Raw genomic sequence first — 22,441 nt, 5'->3', positions numbered from 1 at the left:
AGGTCAACGCCCGATCGTAATGCTGGCGATCACGCCGCCTGCGCTCTCGTCGCCGGCGATGCGTTCGCGTGCCTGGATGTCGAACTCGATAAAGCCGCGCCACGCAGTAGTTGCGGTTTCGTCGAACCAGTGTCGCAGGGCTATCCCGCCGCCGGCGCCCAGTGAACCTTCCTCGACCCGTCCGGTATCCAGGCCGGCGCGGACGAATGCATATGGAGTCAAAGTTGTCGACCAGTTGTCGATGGCAAACGCGCGGCCATAACGGCCTTCTGCAATGCCGTAAGTCACATCATTGTCGAACAGGTATGAGATGTCTCCGTAGAACTGGGAATAGCTCCAGTTGTTTCTGGGGAATTCCGGTTCGATCCCTTCCCCGCCGGATATAGCAGCACGCACAGACCAGTCGTCGATGCCCTCCTTGTCCAAACCAATGAGGCGGCTTCCTTCGACATTCAGATTGAGACTGGAAAACGGTTTGTAGCGTACACCGAGCCAGCCCTGTGTCGCATCATTTGCAAAAGCGTCGTCATCGAGAAATTCGGAATGGTAAGTGCGGCCAAACACGCTGAACGGTCGCCCGTTGCGCCATCCGCCGATACGGCGCGATACTTCGGCGCCGACCTGGAGTGAGCGCTGATCCTCGTCTGGCAACACGCCGAGCGTGGCAGGCCTCCCCGATGTGCTGTAGCTGATCTGGCCGATGATCGACCAGTCGCGGGTCAGCTCGCGAATCTCACGGCGAATGCTCTCACGATCTTCGTCTGACAGACGGTCAGTCTCGGTCTCGTCGAGAAAGAGACCCTTTTCAAAGAAACGAACCGCCCGCTTATCCAGCCCCTCCCGCTTGGCGCTGTATCCAGCGTCGAGTGCAGTCTGGCGCGTGAAGCCTTGGTAAAGGGTCTCATCGCCGAGAAGCTCTTGCGCCGCCGCATCGTCCTTGGCTGCGATTGCGACCATCGCCCAGTCGAGCGTGTCGACTGAAGTAAGTGCCGTTTCTGCCATGGCCGTGCGAATGACACGGCGCGCTTCGGCGTGCTGCCCGGCATAAACCAGTTGAAGCGCTTGCGCGCGCAGATAATAGCTTCGCGCGTCGACCTTGACCTCATGCTGCGCAGCGAGGGCGAAAGCTTGAGCCGCTGCCGAATGCGCACTGAGCTTCGCTCTGGCTTCGGCCAAGAGGGCCCATAGGACAGGATTTTTACTGTCGGCAGCCAAAGCCTCTTCTGCTCCGCTCGCAGCTTCCTCAAATCTCCCAGCGTCAAAGTCGGCGAACGGTCCGCCATCCTGACCATGTACCGGTGCAGACAGAACGCATGCTAAAGCGGCGAATATATAGAGGCTACGCACGGACAAGATCCTTCTGAATTTCTTTGCGGTGCTTCTCGATCAATTCTGCGCGCGCGGCCATCGCATCGTTCAGCAAATGTTGGGTAATTACGCCTTTTGCGACCAAGTACTGCGCAATGGTACCGTCGCTCGCAATATCGTAGTCCTGGAGGGCAGAGCGTAGCTTACGTTTGGACAGGAGCTTTTGGTCGACCAGCCATTCGTGAACCTTTGGCACCGGCGGAATGGGGGCAGCCCAGTTCGGTTGCTCGACCAAATTAGACATTATGGCGCGCAATACGCTTTCCCTGACGATATATTGGCGAAAAGGTCGACTCAGGCGAGACCGCAGCCAGTCCTTTTCAACTGATGGAAGGGGCCTGATCACTGCGAGCATGACATGCCCGTCCTTCGCAACCCCGAATGGCAGGACACTGTATCTTGCCATGATTTCCTCATTGAAGAGATGAAGATTCTCTTCGACCATCTCCAGGTTCAATTCGGCGCGTGGCAACTGGCTCTGGGTGGCGAGCGCATCGGCGAGCATTTCCTCGTCTATGGCGCCATCGAGGATCAGCAAGTCGCCGATCATACCGCCCTTGAGTTTCTGAGCGCGCAGAGCCTTTTCCAACGCAGGCGGAGTGACCGCTTCCCACGAAAGAAGGATTTCACCAATCCTGCGCCGGTCCTCGCCGAGCCATTCGTCGGATGGAAAGCGATGCATGGTCTTATCCCAGGCAATCGAATTTCCTCGCAACCTGCTGACGATAAAAATGCGGATCGCGCGCATCGAGGCAGCGAAATTAATGAAGCTGAGCACGAATACACGAGGCATGGACATAACAGCGTGCCCCCAGCCATAAATCCGCTCGACGAAGAAGATGCGTTGTCCCATCCTCGCTCCCAGAGCAGCAAGATTGAACCACAACAAAGCGGTTTCGAGCCAATGCCCCGAGAAAAGCGTAACCGGCGGATTTCCTGCTAGAAAGGCGTGAAGGCTGACGCCCAGATAGGCCAGCACTAGCAGATAAGCGGTCATCGTCAGGGTAGGAGTGAAGAGCGCCTTGCGATCGCGGAACAGAAAGTAATTCGATGTGAGCGAGCGGTTCCATCCCAGCTGCAACCAGCCTTGAATGGTAATTCCAAGGATCCAGCGGGCCTTCTGCCGGTAACTCGTCCTGAATGTGTTGGGGAAATGCTCACGAACGCACAGAGGCATGCTGAATGTTACCATCCGATCCGGGCCGAAACCGAAGAAAGCCCCGCGACGCGTCCTGAATTCCACCGGATAGAATTCGATTACAGATTTCATCCCCCGCTCCGCGAGCCGGTTTCCGATATCGTAATCTTCCGTCAGCGTATCGGTATTGAAGGGTTGGCCGGCTTCAAGAAGCGCGCCGATCGCTCGGCGGGAAAAGCAAGTGCCGACACCTGCCGACGGCACCACCTTGGCTAACCTCTGCCGGACCAGCAGATCCTTGGCATGCCATTCGGCGAACTCGTCCATATAAGTGCCAGCGACGAAATCGGAGTAACGCTGCTCTAGGCTGACGACCGGCAGCTGGATCATGTCTTTGTAAGGCAGCAGATAATTGAAGAGGTGCAGCTCCAGCGGGTGCAATACATCTTCACTGTCATGCAGCACCGCACCCGCGAACTCTATTTCCCGGCTTTTTTCGAACGCGATAATGTCTGCAATGATGAAGTTGAGGCAGTCTGCCTTGCAGGTCGGACCGTCATGAGGAAGCTTTACATGACGAACCTGCTTATACCGCTGAGCGACCCTCTCGACGGCCTCGATGGTTTCAGCGTCGTTGGCGTAGGTGCCGACAAAGATAAAGTAGTTACGGTATGCCAATGCACTTGCCGCATTCTGGATCATGCTCTCAATCACATCGAATTCTTTCCAAGCCGGCAACATGATCGCCAGCGGGGCTTCGATCTTTTCGACAATCGATTCTGCGGACGCGGGGCCAGGTCTGCGCAATCGCAGTATTTTGCGCTTCAGGACAATCGCCCAGAATACGGCATCGACAAAAAGATCATCGATGGAAGACAATGCGATGAGTGTTGCCACGACAAGCGCAGCCCACTGTAGAGTATTTACCCCCAGACCCATTTATTAGCGACCCTTAATACTTAGACGTATTTTGCTAAGGCAAAGGATTTACTATCGGCAGGCGCAATTCCACCGATTTCGCAGATCGTCTTAGGTACCGTAAGATTTTGGGACAGTATTGAAACTGTTGGTGCGGTCGAGAAGACTCGAACTTCCACGGCCTTTCGGCCACAACGACCTCAACGTTGCGCGTCTACCAGTTCCGCCACGACCGCACACAGTCTGTATCGGAAGCGAATCTCACATGGGTGAGACCACCTGCTTCCGCCGGTAGGAGCGCGCCCCTAGCAGCGGTCCGACTGGGCGGCAAGCACCTATTTCGAAAGATTTGTCTAGAGAGGAGCCCAGCCGACATCGGCATAGACGGCACCGCGCGGAACGTCGGTCCGCGCCTCGTCGATGGTTACCGTTTCACCGGGAGCAAGGGTGGGCTGCGGTGGCTGGACGACCCAGCTGTAAATCTGGTCCTCACGCTCGTTGAGCATAACGATCAGCACCGGCGGCAGACGCCGCGCTTCGCGCGCATTGTTCGTCACTTCGATGCGTGCGGTAAACATCCACGTCTTGTTTTCCAGTTCGCGCCAGCGCTGAGCGTCTGACGGGAAAGATAGCGAGAGGTCGGGCTGTGCCTCGCCGAAAAGCGGCTGTTCCACTGGCCACCATTCGGGCGTTCCGTAACGCGACATGGCGAAAATTGCGCCTGCCGCCAGCAACGCAAAGATCGCCGCCGCCCATGTCCACATTCTTAGGCGATTGCGGCCCGGGCCGAACGGCGGCGAATGGTCGAACCGAGAAATCAGATCGTCTTCATGGACCTGGTCTTCGGATGGAGCGTCGAAATTCGGGCCCCTCTCTTCATGTCGACCCTCGCCGAATGAGGGAGGCGGGCGCTCATCGAAATCGGGCTGCCGCATCTCCTGCTTCGCGCCAGTCTCGCCCTCGCTCTCCTGCGCGCGCTCGACTGGTCGACGCCGCTGCGGCGGCGGGGGCGACGAAGGCTCCGGCTGCTCTGTGTCAGGCGCACTGGCTGCTAGCGAAACCGGCTCGGGATTGGCGCCTGCTCCTTGATCCTCTTCGCTTCCGAACGAAGACCTGTTGCGGTTTTCCTGCCTCGACGTTTCCTTATCCGGACCGGTTCCGACAACCGATGCTGCGCCGGCATCCTGGGCGGGTTCGGGCTGCACCGGCTCCCTGGATGAGGCTGCAGGCTGGACAGCGCCTTCTTCTTCCGCGCCTTCCTGGAACCACGAATGCTTGCATTTGGCACAGCGAACCGTTCGGCCATCCATGCCAATGGCATTGTCGGGCACGACGTAGCGGGTATTGCAGGCCGGACAGGCAATAATCATCGTGGAAAGAAGCTCTATCGTGACCCGCGAATCACCACAAGCGGCGGAACTGTGCGCGAAAGCCCTGAATGGCTTTTTTCCCCAGCGAAGGCCCGTTATAGGCTCGCCCCGAACCATGGCGGCATCAGTTTTCCTTGAAACCTCCCGGAATTTGGCGCGATGAGCATGCGCGAAGAGGCGATCGTCCAATTCGACAATGTCGGTTTGCGTTACGGCACCGAACGCGAAGTGCTGTCCAATATCTCCTTCACGCTCTTTTCGAGCCGCTTCTATTTTCTCACCGGCGCCAGCGGCGCGGGCAAAACTTCGCTTCTCAAGCTGCTCTATCTGGCCCAGCGCCCTTCGCGCGGGGGCATCCGGATGTTCGGCCGCGACGTGATCACTTTGCCGCGCGACAAGCTGCCAGCGTTTCGCCGCCGGATGGGTGTGGTCTTCCAGGATTTCCGCCTCGTCGATCACCTGTCCGCTTTCGACAACGTGGCTCTGCCGCTGCGCGTTTCCGGCGTCCGCGAGGCGGACCTTCGCGAGCCGGTGGCCGACATGCTGGAGTGGGTCGGGCTGGCGCATCGTGCCGAAGCTCGCCCCGCCACGCTTTCGGGCGGCGAGCAACAACGCGTCGCCATCGCCCGCGCGGTCATCGGGCGGCCCGAAATCCTTATCGCCGACGAACCGACCGGTAACGTCGATCCGGAAATGGCAGTGAAGCTGTTGCGGTTGTTCACAGCGCTGAACCGGCTCGGCACGACGGTGGTGGTCGCCACTCACGACATTCAATTGCTGCAGAAGGTGCCCGACAGCATGATCATGCGGCTGTCGAAAGGCATGTTGTCCGACCCGACCGGTGCCCTGCGTTACCCACCGCGCCGCGAACAAAACGGTGCGAGGCCATGAAACGCCCTCCTGCCATAGGTGACGCCGTCGACCGCGGGCTTGCTCCGTTCCGAGGCCGCAAAGCTTCGGGCTTGCTGCCCAAGGCCCGGCTTGGAGGGCCGCTGCCTTGGGTCATTGCAGTCATGGTTGCGCTCACCGTGGTGGCGTCCAGCGGAGCGCTGGCGCTGTCCAACATGGTCTCCGCAGCACGCGGCGAAGTGGCCGGTAGCGCCACGGTCCAGATTATTGAACCGGATTCCGAAGTCAGATCAAGGCAGGTTGCCGCGGCGACCGACGTTCTTGCCCAGCTTCCGGCGATTGCCGGGTTCAGAGTGGTGCCCGAGGAAGAGGTCGCCGCCACTCTTGAGCCTTGGCTGGGCACGGCAAGCGAGAGCGAGATCGTCCCTTTCCCCGGCCTCATCGATGTGAAATTGCGCGGGACAGGAAACGAGCGGACCTATGCCGCAATCGAACAAGCGCTGCAGCAGGTGGCGCCGCGCGCGCGGATTGATGCCCAGGCCCATTGGCTCGCCCCTGTTCTCTCCGCTCTCTCCGCGCTCAAATGGATGGCGCTGACGCTCATCGTCACACTCGGGATTGTCGGTGCTGCCGCAGTCTGGCTTGCCGCGCGCAATGCATTGGGCGGTAATCGGGACACCATTGAGATAGTCCATCTGCTGGGCGGCAATGACGACCAGATCGCGCGTATTTTCCAGCGTTCGGTTCTGCTCGACTCCGTGATCGGGGGACTTCTCGGCTTTATCGTCGGGATCGGAGCGACATCGCTGCTGGCGCGCCAGTTTGCGGCCCTGCAATCGGGAATGGTGGCTGGCGGGCAACTGATGGCGATTGATTGGGTGCTGATTGCCCTCGTGCCGCTTTTCGCCGTCGCGATTGCAGTCTACACGGCGCGCATGACCTTGCTTTCATCCCTGCGGAAATCGCTGTGATCCTGCGTCTGTTTGCCACCGTTTTTCTGGTTTATGCGTTTGGCTTCCTCGCCTTCGCGGTCACGCTTCCGCAGCCCGCTTCCAAGGTCGAAACGGACGCCGTCATCGTGTTGACCGGAGGCCCGGGCCGGATCGCCCGGGGGCTGGAGGTCGTCGATCAGGGACTGGCAGAAGAGATGTTCGTTTCCGGCGTGGATCCAGAGGTGAAACCCGAAGAATTCGCCGCGCAGTTCGAAGTCCCGCGCCGCACCATGGATTGCTGCGTGACGCTAGGCTTTCTGGCGGTGGACACGCGCAGCAATGCAGGCGAGGTAACTCAGTGGATGAAGGAGAAGCAATTCTCCTCCGCGCGCCTGGTGACCACTGACTGGCACATGGCGCGCGCCTTTTCGGAGGTCACCGAAACATTGCCCGACAGCATCAGCGTGGTGAAGGATGCAGTCACCTCGCACCCCACGCTTGGCACGCTTTTCCTTGAATACAACAAGCTGATCGCATCGGTCATCTCCCAGGGCCTGCCCGACGATTTTGCAAGCGTCTCGGGCGGACAGGACAACACCGAAGCGACATCGGACATGCCGGATGCTCCTGGTACGTAACCTGATATTCTATCCGCTCTTCTATCTGGGCTCCATCTGCATAACCGCGGCCTCGCTTGCGAGCGCGCCTTTCTCGCTCGATGCCTTTCGTCGGCGGGTGCGTAACTGGGGGCAGTGGCAGCGCTGGTTGCTCAAGCACGTGATCGGGGCCGATGTGGTCATCGAAGGCGCGCCGCTGGACGAGCCCGCCCTTTATGCGATCAAGCACGAAAGCTTCTTCGAAGCGATCGATGCACCCAATCTGCTGGACAGCCCCTCGGTCTTTGCCAAGCAGGAACTTTTCTCCATCCCGGGCTGGGGCCGCGCAGCGCTCGCATACGGGCTCATCCCTGTTGCCCGAGATCAGGGCGCCAAGATGCTGATGGGCATGATCCGCAGCGCGAAGCGGATGGCTGCCGACGGACGCCCGCTGGTCATTTTCCCTGAGGGCACCAGAGTCCCGCATGGCGAGCGGCGACCGCTGCAGGCAGGCTTTGCGGGCCTCTACAAGATGCTTGGTCTGCCAGTGGTCCCGGTCGCGGTGGATAGCGGTCCAGTCTATCAGCACGGTCTCAAACGGCCGGGCAGGATCACCTATCGCTTCGGCGAGCCGATCTCGCCGGGCCTGCCGCGTGCGGAGATCGAGGCCCGCGTGCTCGACGCGATCAACGCGCTGAACGACTAGGCGGCTTCGGCAGCGCGGCGCAGAAGTTCAGCAATCTCATCCATATGGCGGGCGGTGCCGATGGTGATGCGCAGGGCTTGGGGGAGGCCTTGGCCGGGCAGGTGGCGCACGGCGTAGCCGCCTTCGGCCAGCGCGGCGAGCGCGGCTTCGGCAGTCAGCCGGCCTTCGAAGAGGACGAGCAGGAAGTTGGCCTTGCTTGGCACGCCTCGCAGCCCGTGATTGCCCATGCCCGCGATCGCTTCGGCGAAGCGCGTCAGCTCGCGCCGGTTCTCTTCCCGCGAGCGGGCGACGAAGGCCTGATCGTCCAGCCCGGCGATGGCGGCTTTCTGGCCCGAGGCGGTAACGTTGAACGGCCCGCGGATGCGGTTGAGCGCATCGACGAGATGCGGAGCCCCGGTGGCCCAGCCGATCCGCTCGCCCGCCAGACCGTAAATCTTTGAAAAGGTTCGTGTAACCAGAAGGTTGTCATGCGCCGCGGCCAGCGCCATGGCCCCATCGTCTTCGCCCTGCGCGAGGTATTCGCCGTAAGCCTGGTCGACCACCAGCAGCACATCGCCGGGCAGGCCGGCATGCAGCCGCTCGATCTCGGCTCGCGGCAGATAGGTGCCGGTCGGATTGTTGGGATTGGCTAGGAACACAACGCGCGTGCGATCGGTCACCGCTTCCAGCAGCGCGTCCACATCGGTGGCGTAATCGACATCTGGCGCCTCCACCGGCGTCGCCCCGCAGCGGCGCGCGGCGATTTCGTAGACCACAAAGGAATAGCGCGCATAGAGCACCTCATCCCCCGGCCCGGCAAAGGCCTGTGCCGCCAGATTGAGCAATTCGTCCGAGCCGGTGCCGCACACGATCCGCGCCGGATCGATTCCGTGCACCTGGCCTATCTTGGCGCGCAGCGCGGTGGAATCGGGATCGGGATAGCGCGCGGGCCCTGCCGGTTCGGCCAGCGCCGCCAGCGCCGCCTCGCTGCAGCCAAGCGGGTTCTCATTGGCCGAAAGCTTGATCAGCTCGCGTCCGTCGGCCCCCTTGCTCTTGCCGGGGACATAGGCGTGGATCTTTTCGATCCAGAGTTTCATCTGCGGTTTGTCTGCCATCTCGGTTGAAGGCCAATAAAGCAAAACAGCCCTTCGACAAGCGCGCCGCGCAGCGTTAGAGCATCGCCCATGGCCGGGACGTCGAAAACCATCGAATTGCCGAACCCGCTGCCGCTCGATGGCGGGGGCGAGCTGGCGCGCGCGCAGCTGGCATACCAGACCTACGGCACGCTGAACGAGGACCGGTCCAACGCCATCCTCCTGTGCCACGCGCTGACCGGCGACCAGCATGTCGCAAGCCCGCATCCCGTCACCGGCAAGCCGGGCTGGTGGGAACGCATGGTCGGCCCCGGCAAGCCGATCGATACGGACCGCTATCACGTGATCTGCGCGAATGTGATCGGCAGCTGCATGGGCTCCACCGGACCGGCCAGCCTTGCCGGGGACGGTACGCCCTATGCCATGCGCTTTCCGGTCATCACCATCCGCGACATGGTCCGCGCGCTCGTGGGCCTGCTCGATGCGCTGGGCATCGAAAAGCTGCACACGGTCGTCGGCGGATCGATGGGCGGGATGCAGGCGCTGAGCCTGGCCGCCAACTGGCCCGAGCGCGCGGCCCGGGTTCTGGTGATTGCATCAACCAGCCGCCATTCGGCCCAGAACATCGCCTTCCACGAGCTGGGACGCCAGGCGATCATGGCCGATCCGCGGTGGAACAAGGGCGATTATTACGGCGGCGAGGCGCCCGACAACGGGCTGGCCGTGGCGCGCATGGCGGCGCATATCACCTATCTATCGGAAGAGGCGCTGACCGCGAAATTCGGCCGCAATCTCCAGGACCGGCCGGATGGCACGAGAGGGGCCAAGAGCTTCGGCTTCGATGCGGATTTCCAGGTCGAAAGCTATCTGCGCTATCAGGGCAATGGCTTCACCCAGCGTTTCGACGCCAACAGCTATCTCTATATCACCCGCGCGATGGATTATTTCGATCTCGCCGAAGAAAATGGCGGCAAGCTGGCCAATGCTTTCGCGGGTACGGCTGCACGTTTCTGCCTCGTCAGCTTCGACAGCGACTGGCTCTACCCCACGGCGGAAAGCCGCCATGTCGTGCGCGCGCTCAACGCCGCAGGCGCCGCGGTCAGCTTCGTCGAACTGTCGGCGCCGCATGGGCACGACAGCTTCCTGCTGGATGTCCCCGCGCTCGACCGCGTGGTGAAAGGCTTCATCGAATGAGCGAGAGCAGGAACCGATACGACATCAGTTTCGATCGGATCGATGCCGTGGCGGCACACGCCTTCCTTTCGCAGAGCTATTGGTCGCTCGGCATACCGCTGGAGACGGTGCGCCGCGCGCTGGACAACAGCCTGTGCGTAGCGGTCTGGCATGATGATGCGCAGGTCGGTTTCGCCCGGGTGGTCACCGACCGGGCGACGTTCGCATATCTGGCGGATGTCTATGTTCTCGATGCGCATCGCGGCAAGGGACTGGCTCAGGCCATGGTCGCCCGGCTGCAGGATCATCCCGATCTTCAGGGCCTGCGCCGGTGGCTGCTGGCGACGAAAGATGCGCACAGCCTATATCGCGGCATGGGCTGGACCGACGTGCCAGACCCTTCGATCATGATGCAGCGCCATTTCCCGGACGTATACCAATGAGCCTGCGGCCTGATCTCGAAGCCATCGCCGGGGCGATCGGTGCGGGCAGCCGCGTGCTCGACATCGGCTGCGGCGACGGGGCCCTTCTCGCCAATTTGCGCGATACCAAGCAGGTGGACGCGCGCGGGATGGAAATCGACGGCACCTGTGTCGAACGCTGCGTGGCGCAGGGGCTGTCGGTGGTCCAGGGCGATGCCAACCGCGACCTCGCTGATTATCCCGACAAGGGGTTCGATTATGCCGTGCTCAGCCAGACGCTGCAGACCGCGCTGCGCCCCGACCTGATGCTCGATCAATTGCTGCGCGTGGGCCGCCAGGCCTTCGTCAGCTTTCCCAATTTCGCCCATTGGCGCACCCGGTCGGCGCTGATGCTGCACGGGCGCATGCCGGTGACCCGCGCGATCCCGGTCAGCTGGTACGAAACGCCCAATATCCACCACGTCACGGTCAGCGATTTTCGCGAGCTCGCGCGCCAGAAAGGCGCGCATGTCGAACGCGAATGGTTCTTCGCCAATGGGTCGCCCGTCCGCGCCGGGGTGAATTTGCGCGCCGAATTCGCGGTGTTCCAGCTCAGCCGCTGACAGGCGGGTCCATGGGTTTGCGGCGAAACAGGCTGCGCACGATCTTGCGCGCCAGCCAGATCATCCAGACGATGACGGCCAGGAGGACAACCGCGATACCGCCCGCGACATAGGGGTATTCATAAGCGGCATAGAGCAGGCCCGCGGTCGCCACGTCCTCAACGGTAGACACCGCCACATTGCTCACCGGTTCGTGGCTGGCATTGACCACGCCCCGCGCCCCCGCCTTGCCCGCATGGGCCGTCAGCGCCGCGCCGCCGCCGAGCAGGAAGGCCACCACCTGCGTGGCCGGATCGGACGGGTCGACGATCGCCAGCGCCAGCAGCGCGCCGCCCACCGGCCGCACGAAAGTGTGTACCGCGTCCCACGCGCTGTCGAGCCACATCACCTTGTCGGCGAAGAATTCGGCCAGCGCGGCAATGGCGGCAATGCCCATCACCCAGGGGTTGGCCAGCGCATCGAGGCTCTGCAGATGTTCGGGCAGCGGCAGCGCGCCAAGCCGCATGGCAAGGCCGGTGGCAAAGATGCTGAGATAGAGCCGCCAGCCCGCCAGCAGGCTGACGCTGCCGGCTATCCCGATGATTTCCATCACGCCCATATCCATCCTCCTGTCAGTGCGCGATGATGCCGCTCAACCAGCACCGGCCCAGCCCATTTCGGGCCGGATCAGCTCGGCTCGTGCATCGGGCACCCGTTCTTTTCTGAGCGAAAGCGGGCCGAATGGCGATAGGTTTCCTGCCGGGCGCGGTTGGTGTTGCCCATCGGCAGGTGATCCATCACCCCGGTCCACACGCTGAACCGCATGGTTTCATTGACCTTGCGCACCAATTGTTCATCCCAGCTATCCTGTTTCGGGATGCGCAGAGTGGCGACCTTTTCGAAGGGCGAGACATCCTGCGGCCATTCGACCGAGGAATCCTCGACCGGCTGCCGGTCCACATCGCGCAGCAGCTGGACGCAGAAATCCCATTCGGCGTCATTGCGCATGAACTGTTCGCGGACATGGTGGCGCAGCCCGTCGCGATCATCGCCGATCTCCACCGTCTCGCCGGCCAGAGCCTTCATCCACTCCGCCGCCGGGCGCAGCTGGAATTTGGCGACATAGCGGCCATAGCGAAACGGGGTGGCCGAGAAATAGTCGAGCGCCAGCGGTTCGCTTTGCGGCAAGCCCCCCATCGAAGCGAGCGCCGGGGCGGGATCGAGCCCGACCTTCTGGCGCACGTCATTGCCCAGCTTGAACATGTCGGCAGCGATCTTCTTGAGCCATTCGACCCGGTCCGTCGTCTTGGCGAGCAGGCCGAGATTCTTGGCGAAGGCCTGCGCATTGGGGGCGGCGAAAGCGGGGGCGTTGACGAAGATGAAATCCTGCGTGTCGCCAGCGGCATCGGGCAGCCGGGCACCTTTCACATCGCACACTTTGAGCGCGAAGCCGCGCGGCAGGTGGATATTGTCATGCAGGATATCGCCCGCATTGGTGGACATGCGGATATAGGCATCGTGCTGCCCTGCATGAGCGAACAGGCCCTGCGCCAGTTCGGGGCGAAGACCATCCTCGATCGTCAGCGTACCCTTGGCGATACCATGCGACTTGGCATGGACACTGCGGATGGCGTGGCCCGAGTTTTCATAGGTCGTCTCCAGGATCTCGTCGAATTTGTCGTCGAGATCGAGAATGGTGTCGGCTTCCTTCTCCGGCTCGATATTTTCGAGTTCGGCGGAAAAGGGAATGGGATCGGAATATGTCATGAGACCTCGGACGTGCGGGGGCGGAAATGCGGGTATGGTTGCGCTTTAAAGCATCCGTCCGCGCGAAGGGTTCCGCCAACCAACCGAGGCATGACATGAAAAGGGCGGCGCCATCGCTGGCACCGCCCCTTTTTGCTTGGTTCGTGATCGGCTGCGATCAGAAGATTTCGAACAGGCCCGCTGCGCCCATGCCGCCGCCGACGCACATGGTGACGACGCCGTATTTCGCCTTGCGGCGCTGGCCTTCGCGCAGGATGTGGCCGACGCAGCGCGCGCCGGTCATGCCGTAAGGGTGGCCGACCGAGATCGAGCCGCCGTTGACGTTGAGCTTGTCATTGTCGATGCCCAGCTTGTCGCGGCAATAGAGTACCTGCACGGCGAAGGCTTCGTTCAGTTCCCACAGGTCGATGTCTTCCATCTTCATGTCGAAGCGTTCGAGCAGCTTGGGAATGGCGAAGATCGGGCCGATGCCCATTTCGTCAGGCTCGGTACCGGCAACCGCCATGCCGATGTAACGGCCGAGCGGATTGAGGCCGCGCTTTTCGGCTTCCTTGGCTTCCATGACGACGACCGCTGCCGAACCATCGGACAGCTGGCTGGCGTTACCCGCCGTGATCGTGGTGCCCGGGCCCATGACGGGCTGGAGCGAGGACAGGCCTTCGAGCGTGGTCGAGGGGCGATTGCCTTCGTCCTTGGCGATGGTCACGTCTTCGTCGGTGATGTCGCCCGTTTCCTTGTTCTGCACCTTGTGCTTGGTGCTGACCGAAACGATTTCGTCGTCGAAAATGCCCGCTTCCTGCGCGGCGGCGGTGCGCTGCTGGCTCTGGAGAGCATATTCGTCCTGCGCTTCGCGGCTGATGCCGTAACGCTGGGCGACCGTTTCTGCAGTCTGCAGCATCGGCATGTAGATCGCGCCGTGCATGCCCATCAGTTCAGGGTCGGGCATCACGCGCATTTCCTTGGTCTGCACCAGCGAAATGCTTTCCTGCCCACCGGCAGCGACGATCTGCATGCGGTCGGTGATGATCTGCTTGGCGGCCGTGGCAATGCTCATCAGGCCCGAAGAACACTGGCGGTCGATGGTCATGCCGGACACGCCGATCGGGCAACCGGCCCGCAGCGCGACCTGGCGGGCGAGGTTGCCTGCCTGCGCGCCCTGCTGGAGCGCGGCGCCCCACAGCACGTCGTCGATTTCGCCGGCATCGATGCCGGCACGCTCGATCGCGGGCTTCAGGGAATAGGAGCCGAGCGTTGCGCCCGGAGTGGAATTGAAAGCGCCCTTATAGGCCTTGCCCATACCAGTACGGGCGGTGGAAACGATGACTGCGTCACGCATGGGAATTTCCTCGAATTAGCTGAATGGTCTGTTTCTTCCGGGGAGGAGAGAAAATCAGACGAAATACATGGTCATCCATTCGCAGATCAGCGCGGGCTTTTCCTCGCCTTCGATCTCGATGGTGATTTCCATGGTCTGCTGCCACTGACCGGGGCGCTTCTCGGTCATTTCCAGCATCTTCCAGTGACCGCGGATGCGCTTGCCGGACTTCACCGGGTTGATGAACCGCGTCTTGTTGCCGCCGTAGTTGACGGCCATCTTGATGCCCTCGACCCGCGGCACGTCGCTGTTCGCGGTGAGGTAGGGGATCATCGACAGGGTCAGGAAGCCGTGGGCGATGGTGCCGCCGAAGGGCGTCATCTTGGCCGCTTCCTCGTTCACATGGATGAACTGGTGGTCGCCGGTGGCTTCGGCGAACTGGTTGATGCGCTCTTGGCTCATCTCGACCCATTCGCTGGTGCCGACCTGTTCGCCGACCTTGGCTGCTATGTCCTGGGGGCTCATATTTCGCTCTCCTCGAATATACGTCAAATTCGCGCGACTCTTCGCGCGTGCGGGCAGACACATGGCCTATGGAAAGAGGGTGCGCAACCGCCCGAAATCTGCCGTTACGGCATAGCGGGGCAAAGTGTTTCGCCAATTGCACGAGCTGCGGGTTCAGGGCATCATTATCCGTAAATTAACCAAGCAGCCCTAGCTGACGGGGCAACTTCGCATCTATCAGGCGGACTGGAACCGAATGGGCGACGATTTGGAAGATAGCGGTATCACCGACAGGGCATGGTTCAGGCCGGCAGTTGCCGTGTGGTTCGCGCTGCTGCTGGGCGCCGGGTTGTGGTTCATGCCGCCGCGAGTGCACGATTCGCTTGCATCCTTGCTCGGCCTCGATCGCATGCTGCCGCTGTTCGCGGCCCCCATCGGCGCTGCAGGCACGGCGATATTGTGCGCCGCGCTGGCACTGTTCGGCGGAATGCTGGGCTGGGCCCTGGCCGCTCGCTTGGCAAGGCCGGCGAGACAGCAAGCCCTGACTTCCGATGCGGACCCGGTCGACAATGCGCGTTTGGGCAGCCCGGAAGAAGAACCGATGGAACCGCGCCGCCGCCGCGTCCTGTCCGCACGCGAGGATATCGGCGAGGAAGGCATCCCCCCCTCGATCGACGCACCCGAGGAATTTCAGGCGGAAACAGAAGGCGCACCGGCTGAGCCCGAGCAAGCTGAGCCCGAGGAAGAGGATTTCGAGCTGGTCGAGGCGGTGATCGAGCCGGACGAAGAGCCCTCTTTCGATGCACCGGTATTCCAGAGCGACCCGGAAGAAGAGCTGGACACTTTTGAAAACGTGCCCGAATTCGCGGCCGAGGCCGAAGAGTGGCCGGCGGATACCGAGCAATTCCATGAATTCGAGGTGCTGCCGGAAGAAGAAGCGGCCCCTTTCGAAGCCGCCGAGCATGAGGAATATACAGAGCCCGAAGAAGCGCAGGAGGCCGAACCGCTCGGCGACATGAGCCTCGACTCCCTGCTCGCACGGCTTGAAGGCGCGCTCGATACGCGGCGCCAGACCGTGGAGAGGAGCGAGCGCGCCGCGCGCCAGCCTGCCTTGCAGCCGGTGCCGCTGCCAAACGCGCCTATCCAGAATGAAGCGCTTCAGCGCATGGCTTCCGATGCGCAAAGCGCGGAAGACGATCCCATGGTCGCTTTTCTGCAACGCGAGGCGGATCGAAGGCTCTCCAAGCCGGATCAGGTACCTGACGCTGGCACCGGCGATACGGCCGAACCGCCCAGCCGGGAACGCACGCCGAGCGCAGCCCATTCCGCCGTCAGCAAGATGCTCGATCGCATGGGCCTTTCCAACCGGCACGACTGAACCGGACTGAAAGCGGATACGAATTCGTCCCGCTGCAACGCGGCAAAAATCGGGAAATCTTGGGCTGTGCGAAATTTTGCTTCGCCGGGCCACCATTGCAAATCCGGTTAATTGCCGTCAAAAAGCCTTTTCGCGACATTTTGCGGCCGCGCATGCGGCGCTGCACAAAATCCGTTTCCGCTGCCCGGCGTTGGGCCTGATGGGGAACGGGCTTGGAGGAGGACGCTTCGGCGAATGCAGGTTCCGGCTCATCATACACCCGGTAACGGCCCCCGGTCACAGGGGCTTTACGATCCGCGCAATGAACACGATGCCTGCGGCGTCGGCATGGTCGCGCATATCAAGGGCGAGAAGAGCCACGCGATTATCGAACAGGCGCTGACCATCCTCGCCAATCTCGACCATCGCGGCGCGGTGGGCGCCGATCCGCTGCTGGGCGATGGCGCGGGCATCCTGATCCAGACGCCCGATCCGCTGATCCGCAAATGGGCCGAAGCGCAGGGCCACGACCTGCCGGAAGAAGGCGACTATGCGCTCGCCATGTGCTTCCTGCCGCAGGAAGACGAAGCGCGCCGGTTCGTCGAGAGCCAGCTGGAACGTTTTGCCGAGAAGGAAGGCCAGCGCGTGGTCGGTTGGCGCGATGTGCCCACTACGCTCGACGGGCTGGGCGAAGCGGTAATCGCCTCCATGCCGGTCATTCGCCAGTGCGTGATTGCGCGCGGGATGAACTGTGCCAGCCGCGAGGCCTTCGAGCGCAAGCTGGTCGTCATCCGCAAGCAGACGCTGAACCCGCTCGCCGCGCTGGAAGCCAAGCATGACATCCCGGGCCTCAGCCAGGCCTACATCCCGAGCTTCAACAGCCGAACCGTGGTCTACAAGGGCCTGCTGCTCGCCAATCAGGTCGGCACGTTCTACGACGATCTGCGCGATCCCGATTGCGTGTCCGCATTGGGCCTCGTCCACCAGCGTTTCAGCACCAACACCTTCCCCAGCTGGCGGCTTGCGCACCCCTATCGCTTCATGGCGCATAACGGCGAAATCAACACGGTCCGCGGCAATGTGAACTGGATGGAAGCGCGCCGCCGCACGATGGAAAGCGAGCTTCTGGGCGCCGACCTCGACAAGATGTGGCCGCTGATCCCGCATGGCCAGTCGGACACCGCCTGTCTCGACAATGCGCTCGAACTGCTGCTGACCGGCGGTTACAGCCTCGCGCATTCCATGATGATGCTCATGCCCGAAGCCTGGGCCAAGAACGAGCAGATGGATCCGGCGCGCCGTGCCTTTTACGAATACCACGCCGCGCTGATGGAGCCATGGGATGGCCCCGCTGCCGTGTGCTTCACCGACGGTAAGCAAATCGGCGCCTGCCTCGACCGCAACGGCCTGCGCCCCGCGCGCTGGTGCACGACCAAGGACGATCTCGTGGTTCTCGCCTCGGAAAGCGGCGTGCTGCCGTTTGCCGAGGAAGACATCACCCGCAAGTGGCGCCTCCAGCCAGGCAAGATGCTGCTGATCGACCTCGAAGAAGGCCGCATCGTCGAGGACGAGGAACTGAAGGCCGATCTCGCCGCCGCCGAGCCTTATGAGGCGTGGCTGGAGAAGGCGCAGTACAAGCTTGCCGATCTCGACCATATCGAGCCCGACCTGTCCGAGATTGCCGAGAGCACCATTCCGCTGCTCAACCGCCAGCAGGCCTTCGGTTACACGCAGGAAGACATCAGCCGCTTCCTCGAACCCATGGCCGCCAATGGCGAAGACCCCATCGGCTCTATGGGCACCGACACGCCCATTGCGGTGCTGAGCGAAAAGAGCCGCCTGCTCTACGACTATTTCAAGCAAAACTTCGCGCAGGTGACCAACCCGCCGATCGACCCCATCCGCGAAGAGCTGGTGATGAGCCTGCTCTCGATGATCGGCCCGCGCCCGAACCTGCTGGGCCGCGACGGCGGTACGCACAAGCGCCTCGAGGTTTCGCAGCCGATCCTCACCAATATCGATCTGGCCAAGATCCGTTCGGTCGAAGTGGCGCTGGACGGCGCTTTCCGCACGGCAACCATCGATATCACCTGGGATGCCAGCACGGGCGCTGACGGGCTCGCCATGGCGCTGAAGGAAATGTGCTGGGCCGCGACCGAGGCGGTGCTGGGCGACGCGAATATCCTGATCCTGTCGGACCGCGGTCAGGGGCCGGGGCGTATTGCCATGCCTGCCCTGCTGGCGACGGCGGCGGTCCACCACCAGCTGGTGCGGCAGGGCCTGCGGATGCAGACCGGCCTCGTCATCGAGACCGGCGAAGCGCGCGAAGTGCACCATTTCTGCGCGCTGGCGGGCTATGGCGCGGAAGGCATCAACCCCTATCTTGCGATCGAAACGCTGGAAGATTTGCGCGCCCGCAAGCTGCCGCATCTCGACCCCGAGGACGTGCAGAAGAACTTCGTCAAGGCCATCGGCAAGGGCATTCTGAAGGTCATGTCCAAGATGGGCATTTCGACCTACCAGTCCTATTGCGGCGCGCAGATCTTCGATGCGGTCGGCCTGTCGAGCGAATTCGTCGATGCCTATTTCGCCGGCACCGCCACCACCATCGAGGGCGTGGGCCTGAAGGAAGTGGCCGAGGAAACCGTGCGCCGCCATGCGCAGGCCTTTGGCGACAGTCCTCTCTACAAGGGTATGCTCGATGTGGGCGGCATCTATCAGTACCGTATCCGCGGCGAGGATCACGCCTGGACGCCGCAGAACATCGCCAATCTGCAGCACGCCGTGCGCGGGTCGAACCCCGAGAATTACGCGGAATACGCACGCAGCATCAACGAGCAGTCCGAACGGCTGCTGACGATCCGCGGGCTGATGGAACTGCAGAAGGCCGCACGTCCGCTCGATCTGGACGAGGTCGAACCGGCTGCCGAGATCGTCAAGCGCTTCAGCACCGGCGCGATGAGCTTCGGCTCGATCAGCCACGAGGCGCATTCGACGCTCGCCATCGCGATGAACCGCATGGGCGGGCGTTCGAACACCGGCGAAGGCGGCGAGGAGCCCGAGCGTTTCCAACCGCTGGACAATGGCGATTCCATGCGCAGCCGGATCAAGCAGGTGGCATCAGGCCGCTTTGGCGTCACGGCGGAATATCTCGTCAATTCGGACGATATCCAGATCAAGATGGCGCAGGGTGCAAAGCCCGGCGAAGGCGGCCAGCTGCCCGGCCACAAGGTCGACAAGCGCATCGGCAAGGTGCGCCATTCGACCCCGGGCGTGGGCCTGATCTCGCCGCCCCCGCATCACGATATCTATTCGATCGAGGATCTGGCACAGCTGATCCACGATCTGAAGAACGTGCAGCCTTCGGCGCGCATTTCGGTCAAGCTGGTGAGCGAAGTGGGCGTAGGCACGGTGGCTGCGGGCGTTTCGAAGTCCAAGGCCGACCATCTCACCATTTCGGGCTATGAAGGCGGTACGGGTGCAAGCCCGCTGACCAGCCTGACGCATGCCGGAAGCCCGTGGGAAATCGGCCTTGCCGAAACGCAGCAGACGCTGCTCCTCAACGATCTTCGCAGCCGCATCGCGGTGCAGGTCGACGGCGGCCTGCGCACCGGCCGCGATGTCGCCATCGGCGCGCTGCTGGGTGCGGACGAGTTCGGCTTTGCCACCGCACCGCTGATCGCGGCGGGCTGCATCATGATGCGCAAGTGCCATCTCAACACCTGTCCGGTTGGCGTGGCCACGCAGGACCCGGTGCTGCGCAAGCGCTTTACCGGCACGCCCGAACACGTGATCAATTACTTCTTCTTCGTCGCCGAAGAACTGCGCCAGATCATGGCGGAGATGGGCTTCCGCACGGTGGAGGAGATGGTCGGCCGGGTGGACAAGCTCGATATGCGCCGGGTGCGCCGCCACTGGAAGGCGCATGGCGTCGACCTCGGCCGCATCCTGCATGCCGTGCCGCTCAAGGAAGGCCAGCTCCCGCGCCATACGGAAACGCAGGACCATGGCCTTGCAGCCGCGATGGACGTGGAGCTTATCGAAGCCTGCAAACCTGCGATCGAGAGCGGTCAGGCCGTCCAGATCAACCGCTCGATCCGCAATGTGAACCGCACCGTCGGCGCCATGCTGTCGGGCCGGATCGCGGAAGAATACGGCCATCAGGGCTTGCCGCAGGATACCATCCGCATCGACCTGACCGGCGTTGCGGGGCAGAGCTTCGGCGCATGGCTGGCGCACGGCGTCACGATGAGCCTCACCGGCGATGCCAATGACTATGTCGGCAAGGGCCTTTCTGGCGGCCGTATCGTGGTCAAGCCGCCGAAGGACGTCGCCCGCGAACCGACCAACAACATCATCGTGGGCAATACCGTGCTTTACGGCGCCATCGCGGGCGAAGCCTATTTCGCCGGCGTGGCGGGCGAACGCTTCGCCGTGCGCAATTCGGGCGCGGTCGCGGTGGTCGAGGGCACGGGCGACCATGCGCTCGAATACATGACCGGCGGCGTGGTCTGCGTGCTGGGCAAGACCGGACGCAATGTGGCCGCGGGGATGAGCGGCGGGATCGCCTATGTCTACGATCCCGATGGCGCGTTCGACCGCCTCGTGAACCACGCGCAGGTCGATATTCTCGATGTCGCACCCGGCGACGGGGAAGGCGCGGAAAGGAGCTGGGGCACGCCTCAGCAACGCGCGGTCAGCGTCGATAATCCCGGCATGGGCGATCCGCTCTATCACGATGCCGAGCGGCTGAAGGTGCTGGTCGAACGCCACCACCTCCACACCGGCTCGGCCCGGGCGAAGGCATTGCTCGACGACTGGGCCAACGAACTGAAAAACTTCCGCAAGGTGATGCCGCGCGATTACGCCAAGGCGCTGAAGGCACTCGAGGAAGAACGCGAAGACGCGGCGATGGAGGCTGCAGAGTAATGGGCAAGGAAACCGGCTTTCTCGAATATGAGCGCGAGGATCGCACTTATGCCGATCCTGCGGAACGGCTGAAAAGCTACAAGGAATTCGTGATTCCGCACGAGCGCGGCGCGCTGCAGAAACAGGCCGCGCGCTGCATGAATTGCGGCATTCCCTACTGCCACAACGGCTGTCCGGTGAACAACATCATCCCGGACTGGAACCACTTGGTCTATGAGGACGACTGGAAGAGCGCGCTCGAGGTCCTGCATTCGACCAATAACTTCCCCGAGTTCACGGGCCGCGTCTGCCCCGCCCCATGCGAGGCGGCCTGTACGCTGAACATCGTCGATGCGCCGGTGACCATCAAAAGCATCGAATGCGCCATCATCGACCGCGGCTTCAAGGAAGGCTGGGTCAAGCCGCAAGTACCTGAAAAGCAGAGCGGAAAGTCGGTCGCGGTAATCGGCAGCGGCCCCGCGGGCCTTGCCGCCGCACAGCAATTGGCGCGCGCGGGCCATGCCGTGACCGTCTTCGAAAAGAGCGACCGGATCGGCGGTTTGCTGCGCTACGGCATCCCCGACTTCAAGATGGAAAAGCACCTCATCAACCGCCGCGCGGTGCAGATGGAAGCCGAGGGCGTGCAGTTCCGCACCTCCAGCGAAGTGGGCGTCGAAGTCAGCTTCGAGGCGCTGAAGGAGAATTTCGACGCGGTCGTGCTGGCAGGCGGCGCGGAAGAGGCGCGCAAGCTCGATATTCCGGGCTCGGAGCTGTCGGGCGTGCGGCTGGCGATGGAATTCCTGACCCAGCAGAACAAGCGCAATGCGGGCGATGACGAGGTGCGCGCGGCGCCGCGTGGCAGCCTGACGGCGACGGACAAGCATGTGATCGTCATCGGCGGGGGCGACACCGGCAGCGACTGCGTGGGCACCAGCAACCGGCAGGGCGCGGCTTCGGTGACGCAGCTGGAGATCATGCCCAAGCCGCCGGAAAAGGAAGACAAGGCGCTGACCTGGCCCGACTGGCCGCTGAAGCTGCGGACCTCTTCCAGCCACGAGGAAGGGGTGGACCGCGACTGGGCGGTGCTGACCAAGCGCGTGGTCGAGGACGGGGGCCAGGTCTCCGGGCTCGAATGCGTGCGGGTCGAGTGGAAAGACGGGAAAATGCAAGAGGTTGCGGGCAGCGAATTCACGCTGAAAGCCGATCTCATCCTGCTGGCGATGGGCTTTACCGGGCCGAAACGCCGGGGTTTGCTGGACCGGGCGGGCGTGGAATTGTGCGAGCGCGGCAATGTGAAAGCCGACACCAATCGCTATGCCACGAGCGAGCCGAACGTCTATGCCTGCGGCGATATGCGGCGCGGGCAAAGCCTTGTCGTCTGGGCGATTCGCGAGGGTCGGCAGTGCGCGCGGGCGGTGGACGAGGCGCTGATGGGCGTGAGCGAACTGCCCCGCTGAGGGCAGG

The 22,441-nt window shown here is 62.6% G+C and carries 18 protein-coding genes and 1 tRNA gene; 10 read left to right on the top strand and 9 right to left on the bottom strand.

Translation table 11 applies throughout. The annotated features are described in order from the left end of the window. Nucleotides 1-3: 3 nt before the first annotated feature. The 4 genes from K3175_RS13975 to K3175_RS14245 form a co-directional block, all read right to left on the bottom strand. Nucleotides 4-1,176, bottom strand: a complete 1,173-nt coding sequence (locus tag K3175_RS13975; protein WP_221544076.1) for an NfrA family protein — start codon at nucleotides 1,174-1,176, stop codon at nucleotides 4-6. A 163-nt stretch (nucleotides 1,177-1,339) separates the two neighbouring features. Beyond that, nucleotides 1,340-3,445 (bottom strand): glycosyl transferase family protein, encoded by a 2,106-nt coding sequence (locus tag K3175_RS13970; RefSeq protein WP_247710902.1) that lies wholly within the window; start codon nucleotides 3,443-3,445, stop codon nucleotides 1,340-1,342. A 128-nt stretch (nucleotides 3,446-3,573) separates the two neighbouring features. Further along, a tRNA-Leu gene (locus K3175_RS13965) sits at nucleotides 3,574-3,660 on the bottom strand. Between the two features lie 117 nt (nucleotides 3,661-3,777). Beyond that, a complete protein-coding gene (locus tag K3175_RS14245; protein ID WP_247710901.1) occupies nucleotides 3,778-4,794 on the bottom strand; it encodes a zinc-ribbon domain-containing protein in 1,017 nt (338 codons plus the stop codon). Nucleotides 4,795-4,953: 159 nt separating this feature from the next. Here K3175_RS14245 and ftsE point away from each other — a divergent pair, with 159 nt between their 5' ends. The 4 genes from ftsE to K3175_RS13940 are packed head-to-tail and all read left to right on the top strand — an operon-like array spanning nucleotide 4,954 to nucleotide 7,877. Further along, the gene (gene ftsE / locus K3175_RS13955; RefSeq protein WP_221544074.1) at nucleotides 4,954-5,685 is read left to right on the top strand and encodes a cell division ATP-binding protein FtsE; all 732 of its coding nucleotides are present in this window, start codon (nucleotides 4,954-4,956) and stop codon (nucleotides 5,683-5,685) included. Beyond that, complete coding sequence (locus K3175_RS13950) at nucleotides 5,682-6,614, top strand: cell division protein FtsX (RefSeq protein ID WP_221544073.1); 933 nt, start codon at nucleotides 5,682-5,684, stop codon at nucleotides 6,612-6,614. The genes ftsE and K3175_RS13950 overlap by 4 nt, the downstream gene beginning before the upstream one ends. Continuing rightward, entirely contained in the window at nucleotides 6,611-7,213 is a 603-nt protein-coding gene (locus tag K3175_RS13945; RefSeq protein ID WP_221544072.1) for a YdcF family protein, read from the top strand. The genes K3175_RS13950 and K3175_RS13945 overlap by 4 nt, the downstream gene beginning before the upstream one ends. After that, nucleotides 7,197-7,877: a lysophospholipid acyltransferase family protein gene (locus tag K3175_RS13940; RefSeq protein ID WP_221544071.1), complete on the top strand. Its 681-nt coding sequence runs from the start codon at nucleotides 7,197-7,199 to the stop codon at nucleotides 7,875-7,877. Before K3175_RS13945 ends, K3175_RS13940 begins: the two co-directional genes overlap by 17 nt. Here the strand turns inward: K3175_RS13940 and hisC are convergent. Then, on the bottom strand, nucleotides 7,874-8,971 hold the full coding sequence (gene hisC / locus K3175_RS13935; protein WP_221544070.1) for a histidinol-phosphate transaminase: 1,098 nt from the start codon (nucleotides 8,969-8,971) through the stop codon (nucleotides 7,874-7,876). The two genes, K3175_RS13940 and hisC, sit on opposite strands and share 4 nt — an antisense overlap. Nucleotides 8,972-9,040: 69 nt before the next feature. Here hisC and metX point away from each other — a divergent pair, with 69 nt between their 5' ends. Genes metX through metW form a run of 3 tightly spaced genes read left to right on the top strand, consistent with a single transcriptional unit; the run spans nucleotide 9,041 to nucleotide 11,147 of the window. After that, on the top strand, nucleotides 9,041-10,144 hold the full coding sequence (gene metX, locus K3175_RS13930) for a homoserine O-acetyltransferase MetX (protein WP_221544069.1): 1,104 nt from the start codon (nucleotides 9,041-9,043) through the stop codon (nucleotides 10,142-10,144). Next, nucleotides 10,141-10,566: a GNAT family N-acetyltransferase gene (locus K3175_RS13925; protein ID WP_221544068.1), complete on the top strand. Its 426-nt coding sequence runs from the start codon at nucleotides 10,141-10,143 to the stop codon at nucleotides 10,564-10,566. Before metX ends, K3175_RS13925 begins: the two co-directional genes overlap by 4 nt. Then, nucleotides 10,563-11,147, top strand: a complete 585-nt coding sequence (metW, locus tag K3175_RS13920) for a methionine biosynthesis protein MetW (RefSeq protein WP_221544067.1) — start codon at nucleotides 10,563-10,565, stop codon at nucleotides 11,145-11,147. The genes K3175_RS13925 and metW overlap by 4 nt, the downstream gene beginning before the upstream one ends. On the opposite strand, the gene K3175_RS13915 is transcribed toward metW, so the two are convergent. From K3175_RS13915 to K3175_RS13900, 4 genes are all read right to left on the bottom strand, one after another. Next, nucleotides 11,137-11,745 (bottom strand): DUF4126 domain-containing protein, encoded by a 609-nt coding sequence (locus K3175_RS13915; RefSeq protein WP_221544066.1) that lies wholly within the window; start codon nucleotides 11,743-11,745, stop codon nucleotides 11,137-11,139. The genes metW and K3175_RS13915 overlap by 11 nt on opposite strands. A 68-nt stretch (nucleotides 11,746-11,813) precedes the next feature. Then, a complete protein-coding gene (locus tag K3175_RS13910; RefSeq protein ID WP_221544065.1) occupies nucleotides 11,814-12,893 on the bottom strand; it encodes a catalase family protein in 1,080 nt (359 codons plus the stop codon). A 157-nt stretch (nucleotides 12,894-13,050) separates the two neighbouring features. Then, the gene (locus tag K3175_RS13905; protein WP_221544064.1) at nucleotides 13,051-14,229 is read right to left on the bottom strand and encodes an acetyl-CoA C-acyltransferase; all 1,179 of its coding nucleotides are present in this window, start codon (nucleotides 14,227-14,229) and stop codon (nucleotides 13,051-13,053) included. 54 nt (nucleotides 14,230-14,283) lie between these two features. Continuing rightward, nucleotides 14,284-14,733: a MaoC family dehydratase gene (locus K3175_RS13900; RefSeq protein ID WP_221544063.1), complete on the bottom strand. Its 450-nt coding sequence runs from the start codon at nucleotides 14,731-14,733 to the stop codon at nucleotides 14,284-14,286. Nucleotides 14,734-14,968: 235 nt separating this feature from the next. Between K3175_RS13900 and K3175_RS13895 the strand changes: the two genes are divergently transcribed. The 3 genes from K3175_RS13895 (at nucleotide 14,969) to K3175_RS13885 (ending at nucleotide 22,434) form a co-directional block, all read left to right on the top strand. Further along, nucleotides 14,969-16,090, top strand: coding sequence for a hypothetical protein (locus tag K3175_RS13895; protein WP_221544062.1), 1,122 nt, complete (start codon nucleotides 14,969-14,971; stop codon nucleotides 16,088-16,090). 234 nt (nucleotides 16,091-16,324) lie between these two features. Beyond that, nucleotides 16,325-20,998: a glutamate synthase large subunit gene (gene gltB / locus K3175_RS13890; protein ID WP_221544061.1), complete on the top strand. Its 4,674-nt coding sequence runs from the start codon at nucleotides 16,325-16,327 to the stop codon at nucleotides 20,996-20,998. Next, nucleotides 20,998-22,434, top strand: a complete 1,437-nt coding sequence (locus K3175_RS13885) for a glutamate synthase subunit beta (RefSeq protein ID WP_221544060.1) — start codon at nucleotides 20,998-21,000, stop codon at nucleotides 22,432-22,434. Before gltB ends, K3175_RS13885 begins: the two co-directional genes overlap by 1 nt. Nucleotides 22,435-22,441 lie beyond the last annotated feature (7 nt).

This window comes from Qipengyuania aestuarii (assembly GCF_019711535.1).
In the GTDB taxonomy this organism is placed as follows: domain Bacteria; phylum Pseudomonadota; class Alphaproteobacteria; order Sphingomonadales; family Sphingomonadaceae; genus Qipengyuania; species Qipengyuania aestuarii.
This window is presented reverse-complemented; position numbering and strand designations above follow the sequence as displayed.